This window comes from Micromonospora alfalfae (assembly GCF_022230925.1).
In the GTDB taxonomy this organism is placed as follows: Bacteria; Actinomycetota; Actinomycetes; order Mycobacteriales; family Micromonosporaceae; genus Micromonospora; species Micromonospora alfalfae.
The window spans coordinates 257,311-271,256 of the sequence record NZ_JAKKFH010000062.1 but is presented as its reverse complement, the minus strand read 5'-3'; the positions used below and the strand labels follow the sequence as shown (position 1 = coordinate 271,256).

Below are 13,946 nucleotides of genomic sequence, written 5' to 3'. Positions count from 1 at the left end.
ACATCGGACCGCATCACAGGGTGGGGGTGAAGCTCTGCCGGATCATCGGCAAGTATGCCGCGTTGACCTGCCAGTCGAACTCTTCTGTCAACCACGAGACGGTGTAGGAACGGTCGGTCGCGGTGTTGGCCAACAGCCTCAAGCTGTGCACCGGAACGCCGACGGCGTTCTGCCAGCCGCACTCCCACACCGCGCCGCCCTCGAAGATGTCCATCGCGGAGATGTCCACCTTGCGATAGCCCGGCAGCGCGGCACTCCCGGTCAGCCGGGCCTCCTCGGCCTTCCAGTACGCCACCGGATCCGGGCGGGCCGGCCCCGCTTCGACGCTGAGCACCCGGGACCCGCCGGATTTCCGGAAGCAGGTCACCGGGCCCTCGGCCCAGCGCTCCCACCCCACCGGCGCGGCGATCCGGAACCCGGTCGGGTCGTCGTACCAGGTCCAGCCCTCGCGCAGCCCGTACTTCACGTCGGGTGGCGGTGACACCGCCACCACCGGGGTCGCCGACGGGGGCGGGGACGACGTGCAGGCGAACGCCGCCGGCCGGGAGGTTGTCGCGCCACCACCCGAGCCGGACGGTGGGGTTCGATCATCGTGCCGGTTGACCAGCGCCAGCGTGACGCCACCGGCGACGAGCACGGCGGTGGCCACACCACCCAGGGCGAGCAGCCGCCCTCGCCGGCCAGGTGGACGCCGCGGGCGCGGGGTCGGGGTCGGCGTGGCCGGCTCGTCCGACGGGGCCACCGGTTCGACAGGGTGCGGCGTGATGGCCCGCCCGGCGCTGCGGATCGCCGCGACCGCCGAGGAGCGGACCGACCCGGCGGGCTCGTCGACGCTCGCCGCGGCGCTGCGCAACAGCGGCTCCGCCTCGGCGGCGGTCAACCGCCGCCAGGGGTCGCGCTGCAACAGGCCTGTGAGGGCGGGACGCAACGGGCCGGCTCGACGCATCGGATCCGGTGGTTCGGTGGCCAGCGCGCTGAGTGTCGCCATCGCGCTCGACCGCGCGTACGGTGACTTGCCCTCGACCGTCGCGTAGAGCGTCGCGCCCAGCGACCACATGTCGGTGCGGGCGTCGGACACCCCTTCGCGGGCCCGTTCGGGGGCGACGAACTGCGGCGAGCCGAGCACCGTTCCGGGCCCGGTCATCACACCCTCGCCGCCGTCGAAGGTGGCCAGCCCGAAGTCGGTGAGCACCACCCGCCCGTCGTCGGCCACCAGCACGTTGTGCGGCTTCACGTCGCGGTGCAGCACCCCGGCGGCGTGCGCGGCCCGCAACGCGGCGAGCACCGCCAGCCCGATCCGGGCGGTGCGCTGCGGGCTCAGCGGCCCCTCAGCGCTGATGATCTGCTGCACCGATCGCGACGGCACGTACTCCATCACGATCCAGGGGCTCTCCCGGTCGTGGACCACGTCGTAGAGGCGGACCACGTTGGGATGGTTGAGCCGGGCGGCGGCGCGTGCCTCACGCAGGGTTCGGAGCCGCAGCTCCTCGCGCTCGGTCTCGGCCAGCCAGGACGGCGGCACGATCTCCTTCACCGCCACGTCGCGATGCAACATCTCGTCGCGAGCAAGCCACACCCGGCCCATTCCGCCGGTGCCGACCAGGTCGAGCAGCCGGTACCGACCCGCGATCAGCAACTGATGCACGGTCGCTCCCCCTCGGTCACCCCGGGATCCACGATAGCCACCAATGCCGGCTTTCTCATCCACTGAGCGGCCTCGATCCACGACGGACGGTGGTCCGGATCATGGCCATACGGTGCAGGTCAGCGGGGTGGTCGGAAACTCTTTCGCACCAGTTGCCAGTCGGCGGCGGCCCCGGCCCAGTCCTCGTCCCGGGTGATCCAACCCAGCGTCCACCGGTCGCCGCCGAGGACCTGTTGTCGGGCGTGCAGCCACGTGCCGTGCGGCGTCTGCCAGCGGAGCTCCCACTCGGCGCCGTCGTCGCCCGTGGCGAGCCGGATCTCGTCGTACCCCGGCAGGGCGCCCTCCCCGGCCGCCGTCTCGCGGGCGGTCCGCAGACGCTTCAGGGGATCGGCGGCGCCGCCCTCCGCGACGCTGAAGGCCCGGCCGGTCGCCGGGTCCTGGAAGCACGCCACGGTGCCGTCGCGGGAGAACACCCACGTCGCCGGTACGGAGACCCGGAAGCCGGCGGTGTCGGCGTACCAGACCCAGCCGGGCGGCGGCCGGAGTTCGTCGCCAGGGGTCGGCGCGCCGGCCTGCACGGGCGATCCGACGACGTCCGGGCGGACACAGGCGAACGGGGGCGGCGGGACGTTCCGCCCCCTCGGGGGCGGGCCGGGGCCGAGTGGCCCGCCGTTGGGCGGGCGGTTCGGCCCCGGGGTGGACCAGCCGGTGGTGTCGCGGGGCTTGTCGTCGGCGACTGTCAGCGCTGTGGCGACGCCGGCCACGACGGCCACCAGCAGCGCCACCGCGACCACCGCCACCCGACGCGCGGTACGCCCGACGGCCGCCGGATCCGGGGCCGGCCCGGGGGAGGCGTCACCGGGTGCGGCCGGGTCGGGCAGCGGAACCGTGGGGTCCAGGTCGTCGGGGTCGTCAGTGGCGGGCTGGCCAACCGGCAGTGGCACCGGCCCGTCGGCCGAGGGTCTGTCGCTCGCCGACGGCGGGTCGGCGCGGCCGGCCGCGGCGGTCCTGAGCAGCCGACGGGCCGTCTCGTGGTCGAGGCGCTCGCGCGGGTCGCGGCGCAGCAACCCGTCAAGCACCGGCGCGAGCGCCCCGGCGTGCGGGGCAGGGTCCGGCGGACCGGCGGCCAGCGCGCTCAGGGTGGCCATCGCGGTGCTGCGCGCGTACGGGGACTGCCCCTCCACAGCGGCGTGCAGGGTCGCCCCGAGCGACCACAGATCGGCGGCCACCGTTGACACCCCTTCGGCGGCCCGCTCCGGGGCTACGTACTGCGGGGAGCCGAAGACCATGCCGGGGCGGGTCATCGCGCCGTCGCCGCCGTCGAAGGTGGCCAGCCCGAAGTCGGTGAGCATCACCCGTCCGTCGTGCGCCACCAGCACGTTCTGCGGTTTGATGTCGCGGTGCAGCACCCCGGCGGTGTGCGCGGCCTCCAGCGCGTCGAGCACGGCCAGCCCGATCCGGGCCGCGCGGGACGGCTCCAGTGGCCCTTCGGCGTCCACGACATCCTGCAGGGTGCGGGACGGGACGTACTCCATGACGATCCATGGGCTGCCCTCGACCGCGACGACGTCGTAGAGCCGGACCACGGCGGGGTGGTTGAGTCGGGCCGCGGCGCGTGCCTCCCGCATGGTGCGCGAGCGCGCCTCGGCCCGTTCCGGATCGGCCAGCCAACTCGGTGGAACGATCTCCTTGACCGCTACCTCGCGGTGCAGCATCTCGTCGCGGGCGCGCCACACCCGACCCATGCCCCCGCGACCCACCAGGTCGAGCAGCCGGTACCGACCGGCGATCAGCACCTGTGCACGCTCCTCCTCAGCCGCTGTCCGGGCTACACCCTAACCAGCGGATCGGAAGTCACCTATCGGTCGTCCGACTCGGCTCAGCAGGCGGCGTGGTGGGCGGCGGTGAGCAGGTTCCCTTCCGGGATGGCGATCCGGGCCCGCCCGCCGCTCAACCTGGCGGCCGCACGTCGGGCCTGCACGGGGCCGTGTTCGCGGCGAGCGGCGGCGTAGCTGGCGGCGGTGCGGGCCGCGATGGTGGCCCAGCCGTACCGCTCGCCGACCATCGTGCGGGCCCGGCGGGCCAGCCGCCTGGCGAAGACCTCGTCGCCGAGCAGTTGACCGACCGCGCCGGCGAGCGCATCCGGGTCGCTGTGCGGGAACGTCACCCCGGTCACCCCGGGTTCGACGATCTCGGCGAGGCCGCCGGTACGGGCCACGGCGAGGGGCGCTCCGGCGGCCGCCGCCTCCAGCGCCACCATGCCGAACGGCTCGTAGAGGCTGGGAACCACAGTCGCGTCGGTGGCGCCGAGCATCGCCGGTAGTTGGGTGGAGTCGAGGAAACCGGTGAACCGGACGGTCGAGCTGAGCGCCAGTCGCCGGGCCTGCGCCTCCAACTCGGTGCGGTACGGGCCGTCGCCGGCGATCACCACGCGCAGCCCCGGGTGTCGTTCGCGGAGCCGGGGTACGGCGTGCACCAGGTGCTGGACGCCCTTCTCGTAGACCAGCCGTCCGGCGTACCCGACCAACGGGCCGTCTCCGGCGAAGCGTGCTCGGGCCGACGCGACCGCTCTGGGTCGGGCCCGCCAGGCCCTGTCGTCGACCCCGTTGGGCACCACGTCGACCTGGGCGGCCGGTACGTCGAACAGCGCGGTCACCTGGTCGCGCATGTACCCGGAGCAGGCAATCACCCGAATGGATGAGCCGCTGAGCCAGTGCTCGACGCCGTGGATGGTGCGGTTCATCTCCTCCGGCAGCCAGCCCTGGTGCCGGCCGGCCTCGGTGGCGTGCATGGTGGTGACCAGGGGCAGGTCCAGGTGCTCGGCGAGCGTGACGGCCGTGTGGGCGACGAGCCAGTCGTGGGCGTGAATGACGTCGTAGGAGCCGGCCTCGGTGGCGCGCAGGGCGGTGCGGGTGAGGGTGTGGTTGAAGGCCATCGTCCAGGCCAGCAGCGAGTTGGTGGCGAGGGGGAAGGTGACCGGGTCCTCGGGGGCGCGCAGGATGCGTACGCCGTCGGCGTACTCCTCCAGGGGTGCGCCGTCGCTGTGGCGGGTGACGACGGTGACCTCGTGGCCGGCGGCGGCGAGGGCGACGGAGAGGGCGTGCACGTGTCGACCGAGACCGCCGACGAGCACCGGCGGGTACTCCCAGGAGAGCATCAGCACCCGCAGCTGTCGGGCGGGGTTGATGTCGATCACGTGGGCATCGAGTGACATGCGGCCCCCTTTGAGTTGTCCCCGGGCGCGCGCCGACCGACACCGAATCGATGTCGCCGTCGCGTCTGGATCGAGGCCAATCCTGCCGGGATCGCGATAACCAGCGGCGACACCACCGTTGCGGTCGTGTAAAGCGCTACTGGCTCTTTCGCCGCACCCGCAGCAGCTCGGCCACCGACCATGCCTGGAACGGGCACCCGGTAGCGGTGTGCGGCGCGAGGCCATCGGCCGTCTCGCTCACCGAGCCTAACCCAAATTCCATCAGATGGGACTCAATGCCAACGAATACGTCATCGACGGACATCTTCCCCCGGCGGGCGGCGTCCACGTACGGGCCGAGCAACCACGGCCAGACCGTGCCCTGGTGGTAGCCCCCGTCCCGGTCGGCCGGGCCGCCCCGGTGCCGGCCCACGAACTCCGTGGAATCCGGGGCCAGACTGCGCGGCCCGAGCGGGGTGAGCAGCCCGCCCCCGACCCGTCGCAGCGTCGCCTCGTCCGGCTCCATCGGCGCGTACGGCAGCGACCAGGCCAGCAGCTGGTTGGGGCGCAACGCGTCGTCGTCGTGCAGGGCGGCGCCACCCAACGGGTACGCCGGAGCGGGCGCGTCCAGCACGTCGTGCAGCCAGCCGGTCGGTGCCGGGAACCGCTCCCGGAACGAGGCGGTGGCCTGCCGGTGGCGTCGCCACAGCTCGTCGGCGTCCTGCCCGGCCAGCTCGGTCAGCTCCGCGAGCCCGGCCAGCCCGTTGATCCACAACGCGTTGACCTCGACCGGCTTGCCGGTCCGCGGGGTGACCGGCACCCCGTACACCCGGGCGTCCATCCAGGTCAGCGCGGTGCCGGCGGCGCCCTGGGTGAGCAGCCCGTCGGCCGGATCGACCCGGATCCCGTACCGGGTGCCGGCGGTGTGAGCGTCGATCACCGCGCGCAGCGCCGGCAGCAGCTCGTCGCCGAGGTCGGTGTCGCCGGTGACTGTGACGTGCCGGCTCACCGCGTGCAGGAACCAGAGCGTGCCGTCGACGGTGTTGTACTCCACCCGACCGGTGTCGGCCGTGTTGGCGAGCATCCCCTCGGACAGCGTCGCCGCGTACGCCCGCAGCAGCTCGCGGCCCTCGTCGGCGCGACCCGTGCAGAGGAACAACCCCTCATACGAGATCATCGTGTCCCGCGACCACGCCCCGAACCACGGGTAGCCGGCCACCACGTCCACCGCCGCCTGGTCGGTGCGCACCACGAACGCGTCGGCGGCCAGCGCCAGTGTGGCGTCCACGTCGTCGGCTGGCTTCGCCGTGGCCACCACCCGCCGGTTGCGCCGCCTCGCGGTCGCCACTATCTCAGTGGCCGGCGGCGGCTCCTCGTCGAGCCGACCGGCCCAGGCCCGCACCGACAGGGTGTCGCCGGGGCGTTCCAGCTCACCGGAGAAGCGGCCCGCGTACCAGAGGTCCTCGTCCGGGTGCAGCCCCCGGTTGGCCTCCTCGCGGTGGTGCACGCCCAGCCACCACTGCCCCTCGGGCGACCAGCCCGGTCCGGCGAGCCGGTACGCGCCCTCGACCACCGCGCCGTCGGCCACCGCCTCGACCTGCGGGATCGGGCCGTCGGCCCGTCGTTCTCCGTGCGCGTCCCGCCAGGTGCAGGCGGCCGACAGCTCCAGCCGGACCGGACCTCCGGCGACCAGCCGGTGCACCACAGCGACGCAGGAGCGGCCGGGCAGCATGGCCAGCTCCCGTTCGATCACCACCGCGCCGATCCGCCACCGCCACCGGGGCAGCCCGTCGACCAGGTCGAAGCGCTCCAACAGCTCGAAGCCGCGCGGGTCCACGTCGCCGGAGGCCCACTCGTGCGCGCCGAGGCGCACCCGCGCGCCGGACGGCACTGTGACCGCCGGATCGAGGCTGACCAGTCCCACCTGGCGGGAGGCCGGCGTTTCGCCGGGAACCACCAACAGACCGTGGTAGCGACGTGTCCGGAGCCCGCCGACGGTGCCCATCGCATAGCCGCCGAGGCCGTCGGGGACCAGCCACTCCCGGCTGGCGGCGCTGGTCAGGTCGCCGCAGATCTGCGGGCCGAAGTGAATGTCGATCAACTTTCCTCCACCGGCGGCGGGGTGTAACACGCCACGACGAGAATGGCCGCTGTGGTCAAGTACCGCGGCGACGTCAAAGATGTGCACGTGATCACTGACCGATCGTCCTCCGACGCCTCGCCACCCGACGCTGAGCGGCTCCGGCTCGCCCAGGCTGACTCGGGGGAGCAGGACTGGCGTGCATGGGGTCCCTATCTGTCCGAACGGGCGTGGGGGACGGTACGGGAGGACTACAGCGAGCACGGTACGGCCTGGGACTACTTCCCGCACGACCACGCGCGGTCCAGAGCCTACCGGTGGAATGAAGACGGGATGGCCGGCGTCTGCGACGAACGACAGACCTTCGCGTTCGCCCTGGCCCTCTGGAACGGCAAGGACCCGATCCTCAAGGAGCGGATGTTCGGCCTCGGCGGCGACGGCGGGAACCACGGCGAGGACGCCAAGGAGTACTGGTGGTACGAGGACTCCACACCCACCCACTCCTGGATGCGCTGGCGCTACCACTACCCGCAGGCCGCCTTTCCGTACGACGAACTCGTCGCGGTGAACGCGTTGCGCGGCCGCGACGACACCGAGTACGAGCTGGTGGACACCGGGATCTTCGACGACGACCGGTACTGGGCGGTGACCGTCGACTACGCCAAGGCGTCCCCGACCGACCTCTGCATGGTGGTGACCGTCGCCAACCGGGGCGACCAGGCGGCGACCCTGCACGTCCTGCCCACCCTGTGGTTCCGTAACACCTGGTCCTGGGGCCTGCCCGGCGGCGACCGGATCCCCCGGCTGACCGGCCAGGGCACCCGGCTCGTCGGCGAGCACCGGGTGCTCGGCCAACTGCTGCTGGAAGGCGACGGCGGCCCGGTGCCGCTGCTCTGCGACAACGACACCAACGCCGAGCGGCTCTGGGGCCTGCCCGGCCGCTCCCCGTATCCGAAGGACGGCATCAACGACCACGTCGTCAACGGCGCGGCCACCGTCAACCCGGCCCGGGAGGGCACCAAGGGCGCGCTGCACTACGTGCTCGACGTGCCGGCCGGCGGGCAGCGCCAGATCCGGCTGCGGCTGACCCGTACCGCGTCGCCGCCGGCCGCCGCGCCGCCGCCCCCGGCCGACCTCAGCGACGGCTTCGAGGCAGTGGTGTGGGCGCGGCGGGCAGAGGCGAACCGGTTCTTCGCCGCAGTGATCCCGCCGGCTGCCACACCCGACGAGGCGCTGGTCGCCCGGCAGGCCATCGCCGGGCTGATGTGGGGCAAGCAGTTCTACCACTTCGACGTCAAACGCTGGCTCGAAGGCGACCCGGGCTCGACACCGCCGCCGGCCGGGCGTCGACACGGGCGCAACAGCGCCTGGTGGCACATGACCAGCTTCGACGTCATCTCCATGCCTGACCCGTGGGAATACCCCTGGTACGCGGCCTGGGACCTGGCCTTCCACTGCGTGAGCATCGCCCGGGTCGACCCGGGCTTCGCCAAGGAGCAGATCCTGCTCCTGCTCCGCGAGTGGTACCTGCACCCCAACGGGCAGATCCCGGCGTACGAGTGGGCGTTCGGCGACGTGAACCCGCCGGTGCACGCGTGGGCGGCGCTGAAGGTGTTCGAGATCGACGGCGGCCGGGACTACGAGTTCCTGGCCCGGGTGATGCACAAGCTGCTGCTCAACTTCACCTGGTGGGTCAACCGCAAGGACACCGGCGGCAACAACGTCTTCGAGGGCGGCTTCCTCGGGCTGGACAACGTCGGGCCGTTCGACCGCTCGGCGGCGCTGCCGGTCGCCGGGGTGCTGGAGCAGTCCGACGGCACCGGCTGGATGGGCATGTACGCGCTCAACCTGCTGGACATGGCGATAGTGCTCGCCGAACACGACCGGACCTGGGTGGACACCGCCACCAAGTTCTTCGAGCACTTCGCCTACATCGCCGCCGCCGCGTACGAGCAGGGATTGTGGGACGACGAGGACGCGTTCTTCTACGACGTGCTGCGCCTCGCCGACGGCACGAAGGTGCCGCTGAAGGTCCGCTCCGTCGTCGGGCTGCTGCCGTTGGCCGCCACCACCCGGCTCACCGCTCGGACCCTGCACCACCTACCGGAGCTGGGCGCCCGGCTGCGCTGGTTCCTCACCAACCGCCCGGAGTACGCCCAGGTGATCGGCACCCGTCGCCTCGGCCCCGATGGCCGGCAGCAGCGGCTGCTGTCCATGGTCGGCCCGGAACAGGTGGTCCGCCTGCTCGCCCGGATGCTCGACCCCGACGAGTTCCTCTCCGACTTCGGCCTCCGTACGCTGTCCCGCGCGCACCTGGACAAGCCGTTCTCGGTCACCCTGGGCGGGCAGGAGTTCTCCGTCGGCTACGAGCCGGCCGAGTCGACGAGCGGGCTGTTCGGGGGCAACTCGAACTGGCGTGGTCCGATCTGGATGCCGACGAACTTCCTGCTGATCAGCGCGCTGCGCGACTACGCGGCGTTCTTCGGCGACGACCTTCAGGTGGAGTACCCGACCCGCTCCGGGGTGAAGCACACCCTGGACGAGATCGCCGACGACCTCTCCGCCCGGCTGATCTCGCTCTTCACCCAGGACGACTGGGGTCGACGGCCGATCTACGGTGCCGCTCAGATGTTCCAGACCCACCCGGACTGGCGCGACCTGATCGCCTTCCCCGAGTACTTCCACGGCGACAACGGGGCCGGCCTGGGCGCCTGGCACCAGACCGGCTGGACGGCCCTCGTCGCTGACCTCATCCTCACCCTGCGCCGCTGACGTTCCTGGTCGACCAACCCTGCGTTCTCGACAACTTGAGGGTCGCCGAGACCTGGGCTGCCGCGCGTTGCGGAACACGGCGGCTGTGTGGCAGTACGAGGTCATGCCGTGACGACGTGTCGAGGGGTCGCCACTATTCGGTGAGTACCTTCACGGAGTCGGCGAGCCCGTCGTTGCGGTTGATGCCCACGAAGAATTCGCTGCCGACATGGGTGACGTCTTCGATCTCGTCGGTCAGGTTGTTTCCCGGAATGCCGATGTCGCTCTCCACGTCGCCGCCGGACCAGTTGTACTGGTACACCCAGTTCCACCCGGTGGTCGGCGTTGAGGTGTTGATCGACTTGGTGTTCCAGATGTAGTTCTCGGAGCAGTCGATGCCCTGGTCCGAACGATTGTCGTGACTGGTCAGGTTGCTCTTGACCAGCGTCCATCCACTGGTCAGGGCGCCAGCGCCGGGATGGGTCCACAGGCTGCCCAACCGGCGGGCCGCGTATTTGCCGGCTCCGCCGGCTGCCGTCGCGCTGTAGCAGAGGCCGCTGATGTTGCCGATCGGCAGCCGCACCTCCCCGGTCGTGCCGACAGATCCGTCGGCGTTCAGGCGCACGATCGTCACCTTGTCGCTGAGAAACGCGGACTGGCTTCCCTGGGTGGCAATCAGTGCCGGGCCCTGGCCCAGATAGTTCGCGTTGTAGGCGAGGTCGTTGCCGTGGCCGAGCGTCGGTATGGAGGTGGGGGCCCCGGCGCAGACCCAGCTGGCGCCGTCCCAGGTCGAGCCGTCGCGCAGCCACCGGGACAGGACCGGCTCCGCGCCGGCCGCCTTCGTGAAGATGATGTAGAGCTGGCCGCCCGGCCCCGCCACCATGCCCTGCATGACAGTGCGGCCGTCCTTGCACGCACTGCTGTTCGGGATGTTCAGCCGTTCCGCGCCGCTCCGATCGGTGGCGGCGGAGGCAGCGGCCGCCGGGGCGACGGCGATACCAACGGCGAGGGCGAGTACGGACGCGACGCTCGACAGTTTCTTCACGTGGCTGTTCTCCTCGATGGGTGAGGCGAGGCAGCGTATCAGTCAGTGTCGACGTGTCTATCTCACAGCGGCGCGGCGGAAGACTGGCGCAAGCGCCCGGGGCTGGCGTCGGTTCGTCCCCAGGAACGTAAAGGAGTGGCTCTGTCGCCCGCCGCCGGCACCGACCAGTGCGTGCGTCACCGGGGGTCGCTCGCCCACAACTGCGGCCCCTGCCGCTCCGCAGCTGTTCTTACCGCTAAGCGATTTCACCACCGCTGCGCCGAGTGGGGATTACCGCCGTTGAACTCACTTGTCGTCCACGTCGCGGGCATCCGCGAAGACTTTCCATGCATCGGCTACTTCCGGGTCAATCGAATGGCGACCCGCTCGCCGAGCGGACGAAGCCGGAGCAGCAGGTCGCGGCCATGAGCTTGTGGGAGTCGCAGCAGAAGGAGTGCCGGCAGTGGGGAGACCGTAGCCGGCGAGGGCATGTATGACACAACTGGAGTCCGTCGCGACGCCACCCTCGCTCCACCTCGACCGCCAAGGACCGGGCAACGGCCTGCGGCGGCATGGGTATCGACTGAAGGGAGTGCCCTCGACGCCCAGATCAGTGCGTCATGGGTCCGTGATTGGCATCTGCATCACCTCGGATGGCTGGTTGGGCTGCAGGCGAACCAACGTACCGCGGTTACGGTCGTCTTCATCCGGCTGAACGGTCCATCCAGGTGGCCATTCCCGGTCGACGTCGCGGCCGCTTTCGAGGTACTCGTCGCTCGGCGGCAGTACCCGCGCGTCGTTGAACATGGCATCCAGGAGGGCATCGGATTGGAATGAGACTCCACCGCTGAAGGTGGCCCCTTCGAATGTTGCGCTATCACTGAAGTGGGCCATATCAAACCAGGCACCGCCGTTGAAGGCGACCTCTCTGAACACGGCATAGCCGCCGTAGCAGCTGTAGGCAAGGTTGACGTCGACCTTGAAAACTGCTTTGTCGAACCAGACACCGTCATGGAAGTTTGCACTGACGAAGCCAGCTTCCACGAAGGTCGCTCCACGGAAGTCGGTGTGGCCGGCGAAGGTCGCCTTGTCGAACACGGCTTCCTCCTCGAAGCTTGCACCGCGGAACCCCGCGAAGCCGAAGAAGGTGGCGTCGTTGAAGATCGTGGATGCTGTAAATCTTGCCCGGTCGAAGACTGCCCCGAGGACCGACAACCCGGCGAAGTCACAGTCGACGAGAGATGCGCCGGTCAAGTCCAGACTGATGCCAGGCCAGAAGACGTCGTCCTCAGATGGAGCCCGATGCTGCGCGCGTCTGGCGTCCGCAGCAGATACATCCCGGGGGAGACAGAGGTGGTCCACGAGGAGGCGTTGCGCAGTCAGACGCACTTGAAGTTGCTGCGCGTGCTCCTCGGTGGCGGCCGGCGTAGCTGGACCCGCGACCGAGTAGGGCATGCGCAAGTAGGCGCACATCACGTCGACCACGGTCTGCCGCTGTCCCGGGTTGGCCTGAGCGAGCTGCGCCAAGGAGTAAAGGGCACCGAGCCGAACCGGCGCTTGGGCATGACCGAGCTGCTCGATCGCCTTCATGTAGAGGTCGTTGACATGCCTGGCGACGCTGAGCCCATGTGATCGGTCTTGCTCAATCCGCCGGTCCGCTTGATCACGCTGGTTCTGGCGATAGGTGCTGTATGTGACAACGAGACCGCCGGCCACGGCAAGTCCGGCTAAAGCCTGCACAAGCGTAGTCCGTACGTCATTCCTGGCCTTGAGCTTCTGCTCGGCGGTCAGTCCCTGATGAGGGTATCGGGTGAGTAGCCACGGACCCACCACAAGCGCGAACGCGAGCAGGAGCCCACCCACGAAGCCGCCAACTGCCCATACCCAGGGACGCACGCCGCGTATCCGTTGCTCTGCCATGGCCCTCCGCATCTGCCCGAGGGGCCACTTTCCCACGCAGTGTTCGGCGGCAATGACCTCGGCCCAACCACTGGGCAGCGTGAAGTGCTGCGGCTGTCGCGGGTGGACGGTCAGCTCGTGTGGCGTTGGCGATGCCGATAACGGTCGTCGGCCCGCCGCATGTTGACTGTCGTCAGGTCCGTAGCCGCGCACCGCCAGTTGACCGCGCAGTACGGCTACACCAACCGGGATCACTAATTGGTTGCCCGGTCGGCGCGGGACTGCCTAGCGTGTCACCGTGCAGATCACTGGTACTGGTGCATGTGGGCGCATCAGGTGAGTGGCAATCTTCGCGAGATTGCTCGACAGACGGTCGCGATCGCCGAGTCGGGAAGCTATCGCAACAGCGCCGGAGATGAGGTTGTCATCGGCGGAGTCGTCGGTGCCGCGGTCGCTGGCACGCGTCATCACCTGCCAGACGAGGTGCTTCCCGTGGGAGAACCGGGGTCTGGCGCGGGCAAGGTGAAGGTGACGGACGAGTCGACGTTGCAGGCGGCCCACCGGCTTGGGCCGGGTGCGGCATGCCTGGTGTTCGCGTCGGCGAAGAACCCGGGCGGCGGGTTCCTGAGTGGGGCGAAGGCGCAGGAGGAGAGCATCGCTCGCTCATCGGCGCTGTACCCGTGTCTACTTTCCGCACCGGAGTTCTACGCGTTCCATCGGCGACAGTTGGATCTGCGATACAGCGACCGGATCATCTACTCCCCGAGCGTGCCGGTGTTTCGCGACGATAGCGGCAACCTGCTTGACCAGCCGTACTCGACGTCCTTCCTGACGGCTGCGGCACCGAACCTGGGCGCGATCCTCCGCAACCAGCCCGAGCATGCCGCCGATGTGCCGACGATACTGGCCCGTCGCGCCCGGCGGGTGCTGGAGGTCGCCGCCGCGCACGGGCATCGGACTCTTGTGTTGGGCGCGTGGGGGTGCGGGGTGTTCCGCAACGATCCCGTCACCGTGGCGGGCGCATTCGCCGACGCACTGCAGATGATCGACCGATTCGACCACGTGGTGTTCGCCATCCACGATGGCCTGCCCGGCGCACCCGTCTATCGCACGTTCGCTGCACGTTTCCCAGGATCTGCAGGGGAATCGGCGGGAGACCACGTCTGATCGAACGGCCCCTGGACCGGCCGTACGCTCCGACCTGAGGATTGCGGGCAGGCAAGAGCGGCAGGCCACCGCCACCGAGTTCGGTGCGTCGCCGGCTGATCTCAGCCGACGAGTCGGTGTGAGGATCCGCGAGTTCGGCAAGCTTTCCGCGATCGCGGTCTTGGAGGGCGGTGACGTGGGCGGCCAC

General features: G+C 70.4%; 8 protein-coding genes. 2 read left to right on the top strand and 6 right to left on the bottom strand.

Features of this window, described 5'->3' with window-relative positions; all coding sequences use genetic code 11:
• Positions 1-13 precede the first annotated feature (13 nt).
• The 4 genes from MED01_RS34130 to MED01_RS34115 all read right to left on the bottom strand — a co-directional run bounded on the left by MED01_RS34130 (position 14) and on the right by MED01_RS34115 (position 6,939).
• Positions 14-1,645: a serine/threonine-protein kinase gene (locus tag MED01_RS34130; protein ID WP_238672613.1), complete on the bottom strand. Its 1,632-nt coding sequence runs from the start codon at positions 1,643-1,645 to the stop codon at positions 14-16.
• Positions 1,646-1,764: 119 nt separating this feature from the next.
• Positions 1,765-3,441: a serine/threonine-protein kinase gene (locus MED01_RS34125; RefSeq protein WP_308193593.1), complete on the bottom strand. Its 1,677-nt coding sequence runs from the start codon at positions 3,439-3,441 to the stop codon at positions 1,765-1,767.
• A gap of 83 nt (positions 3,442-3,524) precedes the next feature.
• Entirely contained in the window at positions 3,525-4,859 is a 1,335-nt protein-coding gene (locus MED01_RS34120) for a glycosyltransferase family 4 protein (RefSeq protein ID WP_238672612.1), read from the bottom strand.
• 136 nt (positions 4,860-4,995) lie between these two features.
• Entirely contained in the window at positions 4,996-6,939 is a 1,944-nt protein-coding gene (locus tag MED01_RS34115) for an amylo-alpha-1,6-glucosidase (RefSeq protein WP_238672611.1), read from the bottom strand.
• 42 nt (positions 6,940-6,981) lie between these two features.
• Here MED01_RS34115 and MED01_RS34110 point away from each other — a divergent pair, with 42 nt between their 5' ends.
• Entirely contained in the window at positions 6,982-9,690 is a 2,709-nt protein-coding gene (locus MED01_RS34110) for an MGH1-like glycoside hydrolase domain-containing protein (protein ID WP_238672610.1), read from the top strand.
• 133 nt (positions 9,691-9,823) lie between these two features.
• Here MED01_RS34110 and MED01_RS34105 read toward each other — a convergent pair whose 3' ends face one another.
• Positions 9,824-10,714, bottom strand: a complete 891-nt coding sequence (locus MED01_RS34105) for a hypothetical protein (RefSeq protein ID WP_238672609.1) — start codon at positions 10,712-10,714, stop codon at positions 9,824-9,826.
• Positions 10,715-11,311: 597 nt separating this feature from the next.
• On the bottom strand, positions 11,312-12,613 hold the full coding sequence (locus MED01_RS34100) for a pentapeptide repeat-containing protein (protein WP_238672607.1): 1,302 nt from the start codon (positions 12,611-12,613) through the stop codon (positions 11,312-11,314).
• A 315-nt stretch (positions 12,614-12,928) separates the two neighbouring features.
• Between MED01_RS34100 and MED01_RS34095 the strand changes: the two genes are divergently transcribed.
• Positions 12,929-13,759, top strand: a complete 831-nt coding sequence (locus MED01_RS34095) for a TIGR02452 family protein (protein ID WP_238672605.1) — start codon at positions 12,929-12,931, stop codon at positions 13,757-13,759.
• Positions 13,760-13,946: the final 187 nt, after the last annotated feature.

Coding starts and splice junctions, on each gene's coding strand:
- MED01_RS34120 (WP_238672612.1), bottom strand. CDS start 4,859: ATGTCACTCGATGCCCACGTGATCGACATCAACCCCGCCCGACAGCTG.
- MED01_RS34110 (WP_238672610.1), top strand. CDS start 6,982: ATGGCCGCTGTGGTCAAGTACCGCGGCGACGTCAAAGATGTGCACGTG.
- MED01_RS34100 (WP_238672607.1), bottom strand. CDS start 12,613: ATGGCAGAGCAACGGATACGCGGCGTGCGTCCCTGGGTATGGGCAGTT.